This is a genomic window from Candidatus Palauibacter sp. (genome assembly GCF_965208055.1).
Classification (GTDB): Bacteria; Gemmatimonadota; Gemmatimonadetes; order Palauibacterales; family Palauibacteraceae; genus Palauibacter.
This window is the reverse complement of the sequence record NZ_CBDBNY010000004.1, coordinates 3,709,395-3,727,052: the sequence shown is the minus strand read 5'-3', so window position 1 is coordinate 3,727,052 and position 17,658 is coordinate 3,709,395. Positions and strand designations below refer to the sequence as shown.

The window sequence follows — 17,658 nt, the reverse complement described above, 5'->3', positions numbered from 1 at the left end:
CGCAGCGCTCCTGGAGATCCCGGCCGTGGCATGGAGTCCCGGCCCACGGCCGGGGGTCTGACGTGATGCGGCTCGGGAAGATCGGCGCCGTTTCGATCTTCGCACTCGTCTCATGCGGCGAGGGTACGTCGGATCCAGCCTCGCCTTCGTCTCCCGCTGCTCCGAGACCTTCAACGGTCACCCTCACGCCGGAGACCGTGGAGTTGACCGTTCAGGGTGCCACGGCCCGGCTGACGGCGAGCGTTATCGATCAGAATGGCCGGACGCTGGCGGGCGCCGATCTCGACTGGTCGTCGAGCGATACCCTCGTCGTGCGGGTGGACGGTGCGGGTCTCCTGACCGCGGTGGGGGACGGCACCGCGAGGGTGACCGCGCAGGCAGGTTCGGCCACGGGGTCCGCCGAGGCGACCGTGCGCGTGATGGCTTACCTCACGCAGGCCGTCCAGTCCCGGAGGGCCGCTGTGCCTCTGGTCGCGGGCCGGGATGCCCTGCTCCGCGTCTTCGTCACCGCCGGCCGCAGCACGGGTGCGGGCCTGCCTCCAGTGCGTGCGAGATTCCACCTCGGCGGGGCACAAGCGCATGAGGTGGTCATCCCGGCGCAGAGCGGGGCGATCCCGGCGAAGGTCGAGGAAGGCGACCTTCTGCGGTCCGCCAACGCGACGATCCCCGGCGAGATCGTCCGCCCGGGGCTCGAGTTGGTGATCGAGATCGACCCGGACGGGACGCTGGAGCGGGGCCTCTTGTCCACGAGGCGCATCCCGCGGATGGGTCGCGCGTCGGTCGAGGTGCACGACATGCCTCGCCTCGACCTCACGCTGATTCCGTTTCTCTGGAGTGCCGAGCCCGACTCGGCGATTCTCGACATCGTCCGGGAGATGGCGGGGGACCCCGACAACCACGCACTGTTCCGGGAGACCCGAACGCTGCTGCCGGTCCGGAGTCTCGATGTGACGGCGCACGATCCCGTGCTGAGCACAAGCAACAATGCGACGGCGCTGCTCGGAGAGACGTCGGCGATCAGAGTCATGGAAGGTGGTAGCGGCTTCTATATGGGCACGATGTCCGGGAGGCTGGGCGGCTTTGCCGGCGGGGGCATCGCCCAAGTGGGCGGCCGGGCCAGCGTCTCGATTCCGCGCGGTCCGACCATGGCTCATGAACTTGGACACAACCTCTTCCTTCGCCATGCTCCGTGCGGCAGCGCGGACCCGGACCCATCCTACCCGTACCCGGATGGTTCGATCGGAGCCTGGGGATACGACTTCCGTGATGGCGGGTCGTTGATCCCACCGAGCACGGCCGACGTGATGTCCTATTGTTCGCCCGGCTGGATCAGCGACTATTCGTTCAATAAAGCGTTTCGCTACAGGGTGTCCACCGGCGCGGATGCCGGCGCAGCACCGACTCGGGCGCTTCTTCTGTGGGGCGGCGTGGATGGTAGGGGTGATCCGTTCCTCGAGCCCTCCTTTCTGCTCGAGGCCGCGCCCGCACTCCCACGGTCGCCCGGCGACTACGAGATCAGGGGGCACGGTCACGAGGGCGAGGAGTTGTTCTCGCTCAGCTTCAGGATGTCCGAGGTCGCACACGAGACGGGGGGCGGCGACTTCGCCTTCGCGCTTCCCGTCCGTTCCGGAATGGTTGATGCCCTCGCGAGCATCACGCTCGCCGGTCCCGCCGGACGGGCTGTGCTCGACCGTCAGACGGACCGTCCCATGGCCATCCTGCGCGACGCGTCCGGCCAGATACGTGGTATCCTTCGGGATCTGCCACCGGACATTGCAGGCAACATGGCAGAGGCCGACGCAGGAACGCTGTCCTCGGCACCGGACATCGGACCGCTGTTCAGCCGCGGAATCCCCGAGCGCTAAGGCCACTAATCGGCTGAGGCTCCGTTAGATCCGTCCGCCGGAGAGTCCCCGGGAGCGAGATTGTCCGGGTGCGGGCGTTTGCCCATTTTGCGTGTGCAGTCTTGCGCTTGAGCGCGTGTACAAGCACTGCTGCTGAGGGTGCCGTCCGTGCTCGTTCCCGAACAGAGCAACGGACTCGTGAATCGGGCGCATCCGGCCGCCGCCGGAGTCCGCTTTATCGGGTCTCGTCCCTTTTCCTACGATGTCCGTCTGTTGACCGTGTAACGGTAACTTCCGGGAACCGCGAATCGATGGAGGACACCCGATGCCATCAACCGAGATCATCTTCGAAGTCACGGAGGACGACTGGGCCGACCTCAAGGCAATGGCCAGGGAGGCCGTCTGCTACTTCGATGCCGACGCCCTTCCCAAAGTGATCAGGCTTCACCTCGTCAAGCACGAAGCCATATCCGTATGAGACTGCAACCGCTCGTGGACGGACGAACAGGCATCGGATGAGGGGATTGCCTTGATGCGGGTCGGGGCGCTCGAAGCGCGCCGCTGGGCCGGGCTCGTGTTCGCGGCCGGACCCGACGACGGAATCGGGCTCCGCCTCGTCTTCACGACGCCCGACGGGCGGCGCCGGGAGTTGGAGGACTGGTACTGGATGGTCTCCCGCGTGGGTCCACACGCGCCGGACGGGTGCTACGCGCGCATGGAGTTCGACCTCGCGGCCGAACCGTCGCCCCGTTCCCGCCCCCGGGAGGGCTCGCTCATCCTGGAGTGGTCTCGCCGGGAGGCCGCCGTGGCACTGCGGGCGGTCGCGCAGGCGCCGGGGCGGGTGGAGTGGGTGGGGGATGATCCGTGGGGCTGGAAGGCACGGTGGGAGGAGGCATCCGACGGCTGGCGCGCGGCGCTCGGAGGCGTGGAGATGGCCGCCGCATTTGCGCCTCCGGTAGCGAGACGAGCTGCCGCCGTCGTCGCCTGGGAACCGGAAGGGGCGCCGTCCGGATCCGCAGCCGCCCTGGACCGTGCCCAGCGCCTTCTGCCCGAGCTGGACTGCTGGATCGACGACGCGCGCGCCGACTGGGAGCGCCGCCGGCCGCGTTCGTCGGGGGCGGCGGAAGGACTGGTCGAGGCCGTCACGGACCACCTGATGTGGACGGTCCTCCTCCAGCCGGAAACGGGACGCCTGTACGCGCCGGCCGGCCGCCGCTGGATCTTCCCGAAACCGGGGGACGGCGCACCGCAGGGGGGCGTACCGGGTAATGGCGGGAGGGAGGGAGCACCGACCCCCGACGATTGGACGATCTTCGGGTGGGACTCCTTCTTCAACGCGCTCGCGCTCGCCACCGCGTCCGGATATCTGGCCTGGAGCGCGCTCCTCGCCGGGCTTGAGTCGCGCTACCCGAACGGGAACGTGCCCAACTGGAGGAGCCGGCGTGGCGGTACGCCCGACCGCTCGCAGCCCCCGGTGGGCTCCTTCGCCGCTTTGAAGCTGCACCTCGTATGCCCCGACGCGGACGCGCTGGCCGCCGCCTGGCCCGGGCTCCGCGCGTGGAGCGAGTGGTGGGTGGCCGACAAGGGCGGACGCCCGCGCCGAGAGGGCCTCACTCCCGGTCTGTTCGCGTGGGGCTCGGACACGGCGCGGGTTCCGGGGGAGGAGCGGGTTCCGGAGTGGGAAGCCGGCGCGAGCGGCCACCAGCGCGCGGCGTGGGAATCGGGCCAGGACGACCTGCCTCTGTGGGACGACGTGGAGTGGGACCCGCAGCGGGAAGTCCTCGCCATGTCCGCCGTCGATCTCTGCAGCTACCGCGCCCTGGACCTCGAGTGCCTGTCACGGATCGCCCGCATCCTGGGCCACTCGGCGGACGCGGAGCGATTGGAGGCCGAGCGCCGCCGGCTCATCGAGACAATGAACCGGGTGCTGTGGTCCGAGGACGCCGGGCTCTACCTGGACGAGTTGCCGGGGGATCGTCACTCTCCACGCGTTGCGGCGTCGAACTTCCTTCCCCTGATCGCCGGCGTGCCGTCGGAGGGGCGGGCGCGGCGCATGGTCGGCGTGCTGCACGACCCCGCGCGCTTCCGGGGAGAGTGGATGCTGCCCACGATCTCGCGCGGCGATCCCGCGTTCGACGACCAGCAATACTGGCGTGGCTCGATCTGGCCGCCCATGAACTACCTCGTGCTGCAGGGACTGCGGCGCTACGGGTTCGACGAACTCGCGAGCGAACTGGCGTGGAAGGGGGCGCTCATGTTTCTGGCCGACCGCCGGCGCACGGGGTTCTGCCGCGAGAACTTCGACGCGCGCAGCGGCCGGGGGCGGGGCCACCGCTTCCAGAGCTGGGGGCCGCTCTTTGCGCTGGGAGCCATCGAAGAGTTCGTTGACGCCTGTCCATGGCGCGGCGTGCGCATCGGCTCCCGGCTTCCCGCGTTCGTCGCTCGTGAGGCGGGAGGGGACGCTTCCGGCGAATCCGCGGGCAATGCCGCCTGGGCCCGCGTCGAGGGGCTCTGCGTGGCGGGGCAGCCGCGGACGGTCGAGTTGTGAGCGGGACCGGGCCGGGCGGCGGGGCGAGACGGGGCGGCGTTCCGGAGGGGCCGACGCTGGTGATCCTCGCCGCCGGGCGATCCACCCGGTTCGGCCGCCCCAAGCAGCTCGAGCCCGTGGGGCCGCGCGGCGCGTCGCTGCTCGAATACGCGGTGTACGACGCCCAGCGGGCGGGCTTCGGGCGCTTCGTGCTCGTGGTGCGGGAGAGCCAGCGAGACGAGTTCGAGGCGCGCCTAGCTCCGCTGCAAACGGCGGGGGTCGCGCTTTCGTTCGCCTGCCAGCGCCTCGCGCACGCCGACCTCGTGCCGCTGCCCCCGCTCGGGCGCGTCCGGCCCTGGGGCACGGGATTCGCCGTGCTGGCCGCGGGCGCAGCCCTGCCCCGCCGGGGCGCGTTCGCCGTCTGCAACGCGGACGACTTCTACGGGCGGTCCGCGTACGAGAGCCTGGTGCGCGCCCTCGCGGCCCCTCCGCCAGGGGTCCGCGCCTTCGCCGTCACCTACCCCTTGGCCGACACGCTTTCCGACTTCGGCGGCGTGTCTCGGGGCCTCTGCGAAGCGGCGCCTGACGGTACGCTGCGCCGCATGACCGAGGGCCTCGACCTGCGCCTCGAGCGCGCTGTGCCGCGGATAGGTCCCGGAGGCCGTCCGTCCGTGATGGAACCGACCGCGGCCCCCGAGATCCCGGCCGCCGGGCAGGCCGTCGTGGGGCGCACCGCCGCCGGGAGACCGATCCGCGCCGACGCGGACAGCCGGGTGTGCATGGGCCTGTGGGGGTTCTTCCCCGAGGTCCTGCCGCCGCTGGCGGAGCGGTTCCGCGCCTTCCTTGCCTCCTCCCCCGGAGCCGACGACGAGTTCTACCTCTCCGAAACCGTGAGCGACCTCGTCACCTCCGAACAGACGAGCCTGGGCCTGCTGCCCACCGGCGAGGGTTGGATGGGCGTCACCTTCCCCGGGGACCGAGAGGATGTCGCAGCCTCGCTCCGGCGGCTGACCGCGGCCGGGGCCTATCCCGAAGATCTCCAAGCGAAGCCCGCTCGCACGGAGACTGCTCCCCGCGCGCAGAACCCGTCCGACCGTCCACCGCGGGCGCCGCGGGCACCTTCCCGTGGGGTCGCGATCGCGCCCGGGCGCATCAACCTCATCGGCGAGCACCTCGACTACAACGGCCTCCCCGTACTGCCGATGGCGCTCGACCAGCACATCCGCGTGGACTTCGAGGTGTTGCGCCAGCCGGCGGTCGAACTCGATGGCGATGCCGACCACGGCCCCTTCGCCTTCCCCCTGGACCGGCCGATCGAACCCGCGCCCCAGGGCCACTGGTCGAACTACGTGCGGGCCGCCGCCAAGGGGTTGCTGGACCACGGTCTGGAACTCAGGCGGGGCATCGGCGGGACGGTCACCGGGACCGTGCCGGTGGCGGAGGGGCTGTCCTCCTCATCCGCTCTGGTGGTGGCGTCGGCGCTGGCTCTCTTGCACGCGAACGAGAAGCGGGTGGAGGTGCTGGAACTGGCCGCCCTGCTGGCCAGCGCGGAGCGGTTCGTCGGCGTGCAGGGCGGCGGGATGGACCAAGCGGCCTCTCTCTGCGGCGCGGAACGGCACGCACTCAGGATCGACTTCGAGCCGCTGCGCGTGACGCCGGTGGCGGTGCCGGCGGGATGGCGGTGGGTCGTCGCCTCCTCGCTGGTGCGCGCGGAGAAGTCCGGAGCGGCGCGTGAGTCGTACAACGAGCGACGGACCCAGTGCGCGGAGGCACTCGAGCGGTTGGGCCGGGCCTCCTGGCTGGATGTGGTCGAGGCCGACGACGCCGAGTTCGAGTCCATCCTGGCCGCGGCGCGCCGGTCGTTGTCGCCCACGCTGTGGCGGCGCTTCCGTCACGTGGCGACAGAGGGGCGCCGGGTGATGGAGGCCGAGGCCGCGCTGCTCGAGGCGGACATGCCCGCCTTCGGTAGGCTGATGAACGCGTCGCACGCCAGCCTCCGCGATGACTTCGGCGTGAGCACACCAGCGCTGGACGAGATCGTGGACGTGGCCCTCGACGCGGGCGCGGCCGGGGCGCGGCTCACGGGCGCGGGATTCGGCGGCTGCGCGATCGCGCTCTGCCCGGCGAGCCAGGCCGAGCGCGTGATGGCCGCGCTGCGCGAACACTTCTACGCGTCCCGGGGAGGGGCTGGTCGCGCGCTATTCGTGGCCGCAGCGTCCGACGGAGCCACGGTAACGTGCTGACGTAAGGCGCCCGCAGCCGGGTCTTGAGACGTTGCGGTGACTACCCCATTGGGATACTGTACGCCGCATGCAGACCGTTGCCGAGACTCCAACCTTCTCCCGGCAGGCCGACAAGCTGTTTAGCGATAAGGAGAGGCGCGAACTGATAGAATACCTCCGGGTGATCTACTTCTACGGAGGCGAAGGAGTGCCGCTTTATGCGCTTCTCGCCTACGCGAAGTCCGATAAGACCGACTTGAGCCCGCGGGAGCGGCGAGCAGCCGCCGCACTCGTCCGGACAATAAAGAGTCAGGGGAGGGAGACGCGATGAGTACGTTCGGCGAAGACCTGATCCAGTCCCTGAACGAAGCCTTGGCCCATGCGAAGGGCGAAGACCCCGCCATCGTTCACGAGGCGGCAGCCCCGCGCCAGGTCCGGGAACGGGCGAAGCTGACACAAGCTCAGATGGCGGCCCTAATGGGCATGAGCCTGTCCGGCTACCGAAAATGGGAGCATGGAACGCGCCGCGTCAGCGGTCCGGCCGCGACGCTTCTGCGCATCATCGAGCAGGAGCCTAACGCAGTCCGGCGCGCACTGCTGTCGCCATGAAGCACAGTATCCCGACGCTCTTCGACAGTCACACCGCAATCCGGCGGGCGGGCCGCCCCTCGACACCTGTCAGGGTGTGACGTGTCGCGGCTGACTTCGTTCCGCGCGCCAGCCGTCGCCCTGAAGGCGGCTGTCCTGTGCGCCGCCTTGGCCGCCGCCTCGTGCGTCGCCCCCGAACCTCGCGCGCGGATCTCGGAGGAAGTGCGCGTCCTCGACACGTACCCGTTCTCGGATCCGAATCCCGTCCCCGTGCTCGCGACCGACCGCCGGCTGTACCCCTACCACACCTTCGAGGGATACGCCGCGACCTCGGAGCCCCGGGAGTGGAAGGTCGTGACGATGGAGAACGACCTCATCGAGGTCTTCGTCCTTCCCGAGGTGGGCGGCAAGGTGTGGGGGGCCGTGGTGAAGGAGACCGGCCACGAGTTCATCTATCGGAACGAGGTGATGAAATTCCGGGACATCGCGCTGCGCGGGCCGTGGACCTCGGGCGGCCTCGAGTTCAACTTCGGCGTCATCGGACACACGCCGGCCACCGCCACCCCCGTCGACTACCTCGTGCGGGAGAACGCGGACGGGAGCGTGAGCACAATCGTCGGCGCCACCGACCTCCCGTCGCGCACGCCGTGGCGGGTCGAGATCCGCCTTCCCCCCGACCGGGCCGCCTTCGAGACGCGCGTCCTGTGGTACAACCCGACCCCGCTGGAGCAGCCCTACTACAACTGGATGACGGCCGCGGCCTTCGCGCAGGACGACCTGGAACTGTTCGTGCCCGGCGACGCCTACCTGGAGCACTCCGGCGCGGAGCGTTCCTGGCCGCTGGATGAGGAGGGACGTTTCCTTCCCCTGTACCGCAACAACGCGTTCGGGGGACACAAGTCCTACCACGTCGTGGGTGCGCTGAACGACTTCTTCGGCGGCTACTATCACGACGAGGGCTACGGCTGGGGGCACTGGGCTCCCCACGAAGAGATGCCCGGGCGCAAGATGTGGCTGTGGGCGCTCTCCCGGGCCGGCGGCATCTGGGAGGATCTGCTCACCGACACCGACGGGCAGTACGTCGAGTTCCAGGCGGGGCGGCTGCACGTGCAGTACTCGCCCGGGGCACACCGCAACCCCATCGCGCAGGGCGGGTTCGATCCGCTTTCGGCCAGCCGCTGGACCGAGTGGTGGTTCCCGCTGGAAGGGACGGGCGGTCTCACGGACGCGTCCCCCCGCGGGGCCATGCACGTCGAACGGGAGGACGACCGCCTGAGGGTGGTGGTCCAGGCGTTCGGGGCCGAGGCCGACACGGTCAGGGTATGGTCCGGCGGCGAACAGGTCGGCGCGCGGGCGGTGGCGCTGAAAGCGCTCGACCCGGTGGCCGTCGAGTTCGACGTCCCGCCCGAGCGCGCATGGCGGGTCGCGCTGCCCGGACTCGGACTGGAAGCCTGCTCCAACGCGGACGAACCCGGACTGGATGGCGTGTGCGGATTCGGGGGCGAGCCCTCGGTGTCCCGGCCCTTTGGGACCAACGCCGAGGCGTGGGACGCCCTCCCGGAGATGGATCGCCTGGTGTTCGAGGCGCGGGAACTCGCGCGGGGCCGCCGCTACGCGGAAGCGCGGACGCTCTACGAAGGGGCCCTCGCGGCGGAGCCCTGGAACCGGGAGGCGCTGCTGGGCCTGGGCGGGCTGGCGCTGAGGTCGGCCCGCTATGAAGAAGGCCTCGCCCACGCGCGACGCGTGCTTCAGCTCGACACGTACGATCCCGAGGCCAACTTTCTCGCCGGCAACCTGTATCTCGCCCTGGGGCGCCGTGCGGATGCGCTCGACTCGTTCGGCTGGGCTTCCCGGTCCGTGGCCTTCCGGGCCGCGGCGCGCGTTCGGCTGGCGGAGTTGGCGCTCGAAGCCGGGGACATGGCAGAGGCGCGCCGCCACGCCGAGTTGGCGCTCGACTACGACCGCGTGAGCGTGCCGGCCCGCGAGGTGCTGGCCATCGCGGCGCGCCTGGAAGGGGACGAAGCCGGCGCCGCTCAGGTGCTGGTAGAGCTGCTCGAGCTCGACCCGCTGAACCATTTCGTGCTGGCCGAGCGATATCTCGCGGCGCGGGGCGAAGGATCCGACGACGCGGAGGCCGCAGGCGGGGCCGAGGCTGCTCGCCTCACCGCGTCGATGCGGAGCGAGTATCCGGAGCAGACGCTGCTGGAACTCGCCGTGGGCTACGCGAGCCGGGGGCTGCCCGGCGATGCCGCGCGCCTGCTCGAACACGCGGACGAGGTGGGCGACGGCCCCGAGGCCGTTGCGTGGCGCGCCTTCCTGCGTGGCGACGCGGACATGCTGAGCGCAGGGGCCGATCCCGACTTCGCCTTCCCCTACCGCCCCGAGACCCTGCCGGTCCTGCGCTGGGCCGCCGTCGAAGACCCGCACTGGGTTTGGCGCTACCTCCTCGGCCTCAACCTGTGGGCGCTCGACCGCGACGCCGAGGCGGCCGAGGCGCTGGCGACTCTGGCCGACGAGCCCGACTACGGTCCCGCCTACGCGGCGCGCGCCCACCTGACGGCGACGATGGGCGGCGACCCGGGGCCCGATTTTCGGCGCGCGGTCGAGGTGGATCCGGACAGCCGTCTCCTCCGTGTGTCCCTCGTCCGGCACTTCCAGGAAGCCGGACGCTGGGCGGAGGCACGCGAGGCGTCCGGCCGCGGACGGGAACTCTTCCCGGACGACTTCAACCTCGACCTCCTCCACGTGCGGGGACTCCTCCAGGCCGGCGACCACGGCGAGGCGATCGAGATGCTCGGGAACACCCACGTCCTTCCCTCGGAGAACTCCGGCGAGGCCCACCGCCTCTACGAGTTCGCGCACGTCGGGGCCGCGCTGGACGAACTCGACGCCGGGGACCGCGCGGCTGCCCGCCGCCACCTGCAGGCGGCGCTGCTGTGGCCGGAATCGCTCGGTCAGGGGCGTCCCTTCGAGCCCGACGAGCTGCTGGTGCGGTTCCTGTTCGACGTGGCCGCGGAAAGCCCTGACGGCGGACCTGCGCGCGGAGCGTTCGAGACCGTAACCGTCGCCTCGCTGCGCGCCCGCGCCGACGCACTCGCCGACGCGTCGTCCCCCACGGCGGTCATCGAGCAAGCCCTCCTGCGACGAGCGCTCGCCGCCGCCGCGGCGCGGACACGCTAGCCTGTCCCGTGCGTCAACGTCTGGATTACGCGGCGGGCGCCCCCTCCGCCGCCGCCAGCTTCACGCCCTCCTCCTCGTCCACCCGCAGCAGGAGCAGCAACCCCGCGGCGAGAAACACGAGGATGGAGGCGATGGCCCATCGGTGGCTGCCCGTGGCGCCCAGGATGAGGCCGTAGGAGAGCGGCCCCACCGCGGAGGAGAGCCGGCCGGAAAAGGCGTAGAAGCCGAACAGTTCGCCCTGCTTGCTCTCGGGCACGAACGAACCGAGCAGGGCGCGGCTCCCCGCCTGGTTCGGTCCGACCATCAGTCCCAGGAGTATGGCCGCGGCCCAGAACGTCGCGAGATCGCGCGCGGACCACGCCATGGCGATCGCCACCATCAGCAGCACGAGCGTGACCGCGATCGTTCGCTTGCCGCCGATCCGGTCCTGGGCGAACCCGAAGCCGATCGCGCTCGCCCCGGCCGTCGCGTTCACGACGATGCCGAGGATGAGGAGGTCGGCCGTCTCCATGCCGAACTCGGCCCCGGCGAAGATCGCCGCCATGGCGAAGGCGGTCGCAAGCCCGTCGTTGTAGACGAGGCGCGCGACGAGCAGGCGGACGGCCTGGCGGTAGCGGCTCAGGTTCCGGGCCGTGTCCGCGATGCGGCCGAAGCCCACGCGCACGTAGGTACCGAGCGACGCGCGGCGGCGGGGCTGCCGCTCGCGAAGGAAGAGAAAGGTCGGTATCGAGAACACGAGAAGCCAACCGGCGGCGAGGAGGTTCGTGGACCGCACGTTCAGCCCTCCATCCGCCGGCAACCAGGCGCTGACCATTCCCAGCGCCAGAGCCAGGCAGAGGAGGCCGCCGAAGTACCCGAGACCCCAGCCCAGCCCGGAGATCCGTCCCATGTTCTCTCTCGTGGAGATCTCGGGGAGGAAGGCGTTGGCGAGCGACTGCATCGACTCGTAGGCGACGCTGGCCCCGATGAACACGAGCGCGGCGATCCACGCATCGCCCGGCCCCATGCGGAAGAGGCCCGCAGTCAGGGCGACGCAGGTCGCCGTGGCGATGAACAGAAACCGCTTCTTGAGGCCGCCGTAGTCTCCCATCGCGCCGACGACCGGCATGATGAGCGCGGTCGTGACCGCGGAGACGGTGACCGCGCGCGTCCACCAGACCCCGCCCAGGACCGGGTCGGGCGCGATCGAGCGCGCGAAGTAGGCGGAGAAGATGAACGTCACGATGATCGTCCCGAACGCCGAGTGGGCGAAGTCGTACATCGCCCATGAGACGATCTCCCGCCGCTCGACGGGCGGGGTCCGGGGATTCGCGTTCACGAGGGGCGGCCTCTCAGGGGAACGGGTGGGATCCGTGTCTCCGTATCAGGGCCTCAAGGGTACGGCGGGAAGTCGGTCCGGCGCGACCCGTCCGTTTGTCGCGAGCGCAGGGCGCGGGGTAAGTTTCGGGGAGTGCCGCCTCTCCGGGGGTGGCGTCCCCATATCAGGCTGAAGAAGCGGAAGATTCACATGTCCACACATACAGACGCGAGCGCGAAATCCCACGTCAGCGAGGCGGAGGCCCGGAAGGTCGCCGAAGCCGCGCGCGAGACCGACTGGACGGGGCGAACCTTCGTCCGGAACCTCTTTCTCGGGAAGCTCCGGCTCGACGCGATCCACCCCTATCCCGACCCGGATGACTTCATCTCCGAGCGCGCCCGCGCGTGGACGGAGGAGCTGCGGATCTTCCTGCGGGACGAGGTGGATTCGGACGGCATCGACCGGGACGGCAGGATCCCGCCCGAGGTCGTGCGGGCGCTCGCCGAGCGCGGCGCGTTCGGCATCAAGGTGCCGGAGAAGTACGGCGGCCTCGGGTTCAACCAGACGGAGTACGCCAACGCGATGCGGGTCGTGGGTTCCGTGGACGGCAACGTCGTCGCCCTCCTCTCCGCTCATCAGTCGATCGGCGTGGGGCAGCCGCTCAAGATGTTCGGCACCGAGGCGCAGAAGGAGGCGTACTTCCCCCGCCTCGCCAAGGGAGCCGTCAGCGCCTTCGCGCTCACCGAGAACGATGTGGGTTCGGACCCCGCCCGGCTCACGACCTCCGCCGAGCGCACGGAAGACGGGTCCGCCTTCATCCTCAACGGCGAGAAGCTGTGGTGCACGAACGGCACCCTGGCCGAACTCTACGTCGTGATGGCGCGCCACCCCGACACGGGCCGCATCTCCGCCTTCATCGTCGAGCGCGACTGGCCGGGCGTCGAGATCGTGCGGCGCTGCCATTTCATGGGACTCAAGGCGCTCGAGAACGGGATCATCCGCTTCACGAACGTCCGCGTTCCGGCGGAAAACCTCCTCTGGAAGGAAGGGAGCGGCCTCAAGCTCGCGCTCATCACGCTGAACACGGGGCGGCTCACGATCCCCGCGTCCTCGGTGGGCGGCGCGCAGGCCGCGCTCGAGGCGTGCCGGCGCTGGTGCGCGGAGCGGATCCAGTGGGGCGTGCCGGTCGGAAAGCACGAGACGATCGCGCACTACCTGACCTCGATCGCGACGCGGACCTACGCCATGTCCGCGATCGCCGACCTCACGCAGTCGATGGCGGACCGGGGCGGCTACGACATCCGGCTCGAAGCCGCGATGGCGAAGCTCTGGAACACGGAGACGGGCTGGCAACTGGTCGATGACGCGCTGCAGGTGCGGGGCGGACGAGGCTACGAGACGGCGGACTCGCTGGCGGCGCGGGGCGAAGAACCCGTCGCGGTCGAACGCTGGCTGCGCGACTTCCGCATCAACCGGATCTTCGAGGGGTCGAGCGAGATCCTGCGCCTGTTCATGGCCCGCGAAGCCGTGGACCGGCACCTCCAGATCGCGGGCGACCTCGTCGACCCCCGACTCGGCCTCGGCGCGAAGCTCAAGGCCCTGCCGCGGGCGGCGTGGTTCTACGCCACCTGGTATCCGACGACGTGGATCGGCTGGAGTCTGCCGCCGCGCTTCGCGAGCCACGGGCGCCTGGCGAAGCACCTGCGTTTCGTCGAGCGCAACAGCCGCAAGCTGGCGCGGACCATCTTCCACCTCATGCTTCGCCACGGCCCGAAGCTCGAGCGGCGCCAGGGTCTGCTCTTCCGCTGCATCGACATCGGCGCGGAACTGTTCGCGATCGCGGCCGCGGTCACGCGGGCCGACATGCTGCGGCGCCGGGAGGGTGAGGGAGCCCGCGATGAGGCGCGGGAGGCCGCGCGCCTCGCCGATTCGTTCGCGGCCGAGTCACGCCGCCGCGTGGGCGAACTCTTCCGCCGCATCCGCTCGAACCACGACGTGGCGGACTACCGCATCGCCCAGGACATCATGGCCGGCAGCTTCGAGTGGATGGAGCGCGACATCGTCGGCCTCCAGAAGGCCGCGCTCGAAGCCTGGAAGGGCACCGCGCCGGACCTCTCTCCGGCTGGCGACCGGGCGGACGACGACGAGACCGCCCGCGCCCGGCCCGTAGCCGAATCGGCGGTCGCCAACACCGCGGTTCTCTAAGGCCGGCGGGGACGCCGGCGGCCCGAGAGACCCGGTTCGGCCGCGGCTAGCCGGTTGGCAGGAACCCGCTGTCCGCCGGGATCTCTACCGCATGGCCGCACAGCGTCCCGGACCATGTCGCGGTGATCGTCGGCTCCGGCGCCGAGAGGTCCGGCGCCCTCAGCGCCATCTCGATGGCGCATCTTCCGGACCGGTCCGCGAGCCTCCAATCCAAGGTGCCGACCGCCATACCCTCGACCCTGATGTCGAACAACTCGGCGCTGGGGATGATGTAGACGGAGAGGCGGTCATGGACGCCCGGGGCACCGTCGATCGTGAACTCAAGCCCGGCCTGCGACAGGCGGCACTCGTTCGGAACGACGTTCACGTCCACCACGATCCCCAGCGTATCGCCCGCCGTTTGAACGTCCGCGGTCCCCGTGACCCTGACCTGTCCGCCGAGGGGACAGTCCGCCGTGACGTCCACGTTCGCCTCGAGCGGAGAGGGCTCAACCTCCAGGGCGTCGTTCTGGAACACCTCGAACGCCCTGAACAGGGCCACGGACTCGTCCGCGGAGAGCGGCTCCGCCGTGGCCGGGGGTTCCGTCGTTCCCTCGCCGCAGCCGGCCGCGAGCGCGCCGGCGAGGACCACTGCGATCACATGCCTTCGGTCGCACATCCCTGCCTCCCTTCCTCCCTGGCCGGATCCGGCTTGCGCGGAACCGCGGTGGCCGCCCGCCGGCCCGGCACTTGACCCTGCCGGGAACATATGCGCAGGCCACCTCGTGTTCCATTCCGGCGCGGCGGCAAGCCTCCGCCCGAGCGGCTCAGGAGTCCGAAACAGCGCCCAGCGTGCGAGGGGCAGCGGTCGCGCGACGAAACTCATCGGCTTTCTCGCTCATTCCCCGTTCGATCGCTTCGGCGGCATCCAGACCGCGCTCGCGGGCGTAGCGGCGCACATCCTCGCTGATCTTCATCGCGCAGAACTTCGGGCCGCACATGGAGCAGAAGTGGGCGACTTTCGCGCCCTCCGCGGGGAGCGTCTCGTCGTGGAAGGAGCGGGCCGTCACCGGGTCGAGGGAGAGGTTGAACTGGTCCTCCCAGCGGAACTCGAAGCGCGCCTTCGAGATCGCGTCGTCCCACGCCCGCGCGCCGGGGCGCCCGCGCGCCAGGTCCGCCGCGTGGGCCGCAATCCGGTATGCGATGACGCCGGCCTTCACGTCGTCGCGGTCGGGGAGCCCAAGGTGCTCCTTGGGCGTCACGTAGCACAGCATCGCCGTGCCGTGCCAGCCGATCGTGGCCGCGCCGATCGCGCTCGTGATGTGGTCGTAGCCCGGCGCGATGTCCGTCGTCAGCGGCCCCAGCGTGTAGAAGGGCGCCTCGTCGCACCACTCGAGCTGCCGGTCCATGTTCTCCCGGATCAGGTGCAGCGGGATGTGCCCCGGGCCCTCGTTCATGACCTGCACGTCGTACTCCCACGCGATCCGCGTCAGTTCGCCCTGCGTGCGCAATTCGGCGAACTGCGCCTCGTCGTTGGCATCGGCGATCGACCCCGGCCGCAGCCCGTCTCCCAGCGACAGCGACACGTCGTATTCGCGCACGATCTCGCACAGCTCGCGGAAGTGCGTGTAGAGGAAGTTCTCGCGGTGGTGCGCCATGCACCACTTGGCGATGATCGATCCGCCCCGGCTCACGATTCCCGTCACGCGCTCCGCCGTGAGCGGCACGTAGCGGAGCAGCAGCCCCGCGTGCACGGTGAAGTAGTCCACCCCCTGCTCGCACTGTTCGATGAGCGTGTCGCGGTAGACCTCCCAGGTCAGCGCCTCCGGGACGCCGCCCACCTTCTCCAGCGCCTGGTAGATGGGCACGGTGCCGATGGGGACGGGAGAGTTGCGGAGGATCCACTCGCGGGTGGCGTGGATGTTCTTCCCCGTGGACAGGTCCATGACCGTGTCGGCGCCCCACAGGGCCGCCCAGCGCAGCTTCTCCACCTCCTCTTCGATCGAAGAGGTGACGGCCGAGTTCCCGATGTTGGCGTTGATCTTCACCTTGAAGGCCCGGCCGACGATCATGGGCTCCAGTTCGGGGTGGTTGATGTTGGCGGGGATGATCGCGCGGCCCCGCGCCACCTCGTCGCGCACGAAGGACGGATCCATGCCCTCCCGCACGGCGATGAACTCCATCTCCGGCGTGATTTGGCCGCGGCGGGCATAGTGCATCTGCGTGACGGGACCGTTCTCCCGCCGCCTCCCGCGCACCCACGCTTCGCGCAGCGGCGGCAGGCCTTCGCGCACGTCGCATCCGCTCGGACCGCTGGTGTCGTAGACGCGCAGCGGCGGCTCGCCGCCGGAGAGGGCGATCTCCCGCATGGGGACGCGAAGACCGCGGGGGCCGTCCGCGAAGACCCTCGTGGAGTTGGGGAAGACTCCCTCGTACGGAACGGGAGCGGCGAGGGCGGGGTCGGGCTCGATCATGACCGGCGTCGTTTCTCCGGCACACCCGCGTCGTCGCCGGACGGAAGACGGTCGACCCCGGGCGGGATGCTGCCTCGCGCGGGCCGCGCTCCCTACGCCGGTATGAGCCGGATCAGGTTCATGGGGTACGCTCTCAATCCCGCTTGATTCCGCCAAGTCGGGATGCCCCCGGCGACCGCCCGGAAGATAGGGGACGGCCGGCCGCCCCGCAGAGGCCCGGCGGGGGGGACGTTCCCGCAGGAACGCGGCGCCACGCCCGACACGCCCGCCGTGACGAGGGTCAGGGCCTCAGCTCGCGGAGCGTCTTGCCGGCTCGCCAGAGTTCCGAGTTCGCCATCTCGTCGAGTTCCTCCCCGAGCCGCTCCCGATAGTCGTCTCTGCCGCACGTCTCGATGACGATCCGGGCTTCCTCGCCCGTCTTCACGCTCTCATAGAGCTCGTCGAACAGCGGCGTGACGGCCTCGCGGAATCTGTGGCGCCAGTCGAGCGCACCGCGCTGCGCCGTGGTCGAGCAGTTCCGGTACATCCAGTCCATGCCGTTCTCGGCCACGAGCGGCATGAGGCTCTGGGTGAGTTCCTCCACCGTCTCGTTGAAGGCCTCCGAGGGGGAATGGCCGTTCTTCCGCAGCACCGCGAACTGCGCCTCGAAGAGACCGGCGATCGCGCCCATGAGGATCCCGCGCTCGCCGGTGAGATCGGACCACACCTCACGCTGGAAATCGGTCTCGAAGAGGAAGGCGGAGCCGACGCCGATCCCCAGCGAGATGGCCCGCTCCCGCGCCCGGCCCGTCGCGTCCCGAAAGACGCCGTAGCTCGAGTTCACGCCCTTTCCCTGAACGAACAACCGCCGCAGCGAGAGGCCGGAGCCCTTGGGTGCCACGAGCACGACGTCGACATCCGCGGGGGGGATGATTCCGGTCAGTTCCCGGTAGGTCACGCCGAAACCGTGCGAGAAATAGAGACATTTCCCGGGGGTGAGCCGCGCCTTGACCTCTTCCCAGCACGCGATCTGACCCGCGTCGGAGAGGAGATACTGGAGGACGGTGCCCCGTCGGGCCGCTTCCCCGATCTCGAACAGCGTCTCGCCCTCCACCCATCCATCCGCGACGGCCCGGTCCCAGGAGCCGGAACCCTTGCGCTGTCCGACGATCACACGGAATCCGTTGTCCCTCAGGTTGAGCGCCTGCCCGGGGCCCTGGACCCCGTAGCCCAGCACCGCGATCGTCTCCTCCTTCAGCGCCTCCCGCGCCTTCTCCAGCGGCCACTCTTCCCGCGTAACGACATCTTCTTCCGCGTCACCGACACGTATCCTTGCCACAGGCCCCAACCCTCCTTGCAGGCG

12 protein-coding genes and 1 riboswitch are annotated in these 17,658 nt (G+C 70.2%); of the genes, 8 read left to right on the top strand and 4 right to left on the bottom strand.

Annotated elements, in window-relative coordinates:
* Positions 1-65: 65 nt before the first annotated feature.
* The 7 genes from ACOGXI_RS16315 to ACOGXI_RS16285 all read left to right on the top strand — a co-directional run bounded on the left by ACOGXI_RS16315 (position 66) and on the right by ACOGXI_RS16285 (position 10,361).
* Positions 66-1,865, top strand: coding sequence for an Ig-like domain-containing protein (locus ACOGXI_RS16315; protein ID WP_419940232.1), 1,800 nt, complete (start codon positions 66-68; stop codon positions 1,863-1,865).
* 304 nt (positions 1,866-2,169) lie between these two features.
* Positions 2,170-2,322: a hypothetical protein gene (locus tag ACOGXI_RS16310; RefSeq protein ID WP_419939867.1), complete on the top strand. Its 153-nt coding sequence runs from the start codon at positions 2,170-2,172 to the stop codon at positions 2,320-2,322.
* A 54-nt stretch (positions 2,323-2,376) separates the two neighbouring features.
* Positions 2,377-4,392, top strand: coding sequence for an amylo-alpha-1,6-glucosidase (locus ACOGXI_RS16305; RefSeq protein WP_419940231.1), 2,016 nt, complete (start codon positions 2,377-2,379; stop codon positions 4,390-4,392).
* Positions 4,389-6,614: a galactokinase gene (gene galK / locus ACOGXI_RS16300; RefSeq protein WP_419939866.1), complete on the top strand. Its 2,226-nt coding sequence runs from the start codon at positions 4,389-4,391 to the stop codon at positions 6,612-6,614. Before ACOGXI_RS16305 ends, galK begins: the two co-directional genes overlap by 4 nt.
* 67 nt (positions 6,615-6,681) lie before the next feature.
* Positions 6,682-6,924, top strand: coding sequence for a hypothetical protein (locus ACOGXI_RS16295; RefSeq protein WP_419939865.1), 243 nt, complete (start codon positions 6,682-6,684; stop codon positions 6,922-6,924).
* Positions 6,921-7,202, top strand: a complete 282-nt coding sequence (locus ACOGXI_RS16290) for a helix-turn-helix domain-containing protein (protein ID WP_419939864.1) — start codon at positions 6,921-6,923, stop codon at positions 7,200-7,202. Before ACOGXI_RS16295 ends, ACOGXI_RS16290 begins: the two co-directional genes overlap by 4 nt.
* 81 nt (positions 7,203-7,283) lie before the next feature.
* Positions 7,284-10,361, top strand: coding sequence for a DUF5107 domain-containing protein (locus ACOGXI_RS16285; RefSeq protein WP_419939863.1), 3,078 nt, complete (start codon positions 7,284-7,286; stop codon positions 10,359-10,361).
* 25 nt (positions 10,362-10,386) lie between these two features.
* On the opposite strand, the gene ACOGXI_RS16280 is transcribed toward ACOGXI_RS16285, so the two are convergent.
* Complete coding sequence (locus ACOGXI_RS16280; protein ID WP_419939862.1) at positions 10,387-11,679, bottom strand: MFS transporter; 1,293 nt, start codon at positions 11,677-11,679, stop codon at positions 10,387-10,389.
* Positions 11,680-11,868: 189 nt separating this feature from the next.
* Between ACOGXI_RS16280 and ACOGXI_RS16275 the strand changes: the two genes are divergently transcribed.
* The gene (locus ACOGXI_RS16275) at positions 11,869-13,863 is read left to right on the top strand and encodes an acyl-CoA dehydrogenase family protein (protein WP_419939861.1); all 1,995 of its coding nucleotides are present in this window, start codon (positions 11,869-11,871) and stop codon (positions 13,861-13,863) included.
* Positions 13,864-13,909: 46 nt separating this feature from the next.
* Here ACOGXI_RS16275 and ACOGXI_RS16270 read toward each other — a convergent pair whose 3' ends face one another.
* The 3 genes from ACOGXI_RS16270 to ilvC form a co-directional block, all read right to left on the bottom strand.
* Complete coding sequence (locus tag ACOGXI_RS16270) at positions 13,910-14,521, bottom strand: hypothetical protein (RefSeq protein ID WP_419939860.1); 612 nt, start codon at positions 14,519-14,521, stop codon at positions 13,910-13,912.
* A gap of 148 nt (positions 14,522-14,669) precedes the next feature.
* Positions 14,670-16,316 (bottom strand): phosphomethylpyrimidine synthase ThiC, encoded by a 1,647-nt coding sequence (gene thiC, locus ACOGXI_RS16265; RefSeq protein ID WP_419939859.1) that lies wholly within the window; start codon positions 16,314-16,316, stop codon positions 14,670-14,672.
* Positions 16,317-16,387: 71 nt separating this feature from the next.
* A riboswitch (TPP riboswitch) is annotated at positions 16,388-16,496 on the bottom strand.
* A gap of 100 nt (positions 16,497-16,596) precedes the next feature.
* Entirely contained in the window at positions 16,597-17,634 is a 1,038-nt protein-coding gene (gene ilvC / locus ACOGXI_RS16260) for a ketol-acid reductoisomerase (RefSeq protein ID WP_419939858.1), read from the bottom strand.
* Positions 17,635-17,658 lie beyond the last annotated feature (24 nt).

Excerpts from the sequence above, each read along its gene's own strand:
- ACOGXI_RS16270 (WP_419939860.1), bottom strand. The coding sequence starts at position 14,521 with ATGTGCGACCGAAGGCATGTGATCGCAGTGGTCCTCGCCGGCGCGCTC.
- thiC (WP_419939859.1), bottom strand. The coding sequence starts at position 16,316 with ATGATCGAGCCCGACCCCGCCCTCGCCGCTCCCGTTCCGTACGAGGGA.
- ACOGXI_RS16295 (WP_419939865.1), top strand. The coding sequence starts at position 6,682 with ATGCAGACCGTTGCCGAGACTCCAACCTTCTCCCGGCAGGCCGACAAG.
- ACOGXI_RS16310 (WP_419939867.1), top strand. The coding sequence starts at position 2,170 with ATGCCATCAACCGAGATCATCTTCGAAGTCACGGAGGACGACTGGGCC.
- ACOGXI_RS16290 (WP_419939864.1), top strand. The coding sequence starts at position 6,921 with ATGAGTACGTTCGGCGAAGACCTGATCCAGTCCCTGAACGAAGCCTTG.
- ACOGXI_RS16275 (WP_419939861.1), top strand. The coding sequence starts at position 11,869 with ATGTCCACACATACAGACGCGAGCGCGAAATCCCACGTCAGCGAGGCG.
- ACOGXI_RS16305 (WP_419940231.1), top strand. The coding sequence starts at position 2,377 with ATGCGGGTCGGGGCGCTCGAAGCGCGCCGCTGGGCCGGGCTCGTGTTC.
- ACOGXI_RS16315 (WP_419940232.1), top strand. The coding sequence starts at position 66 with ATGCGGCTCGGGAAGATCGGCGCCGTTTCGATCTTCGCACTCGTCTCA.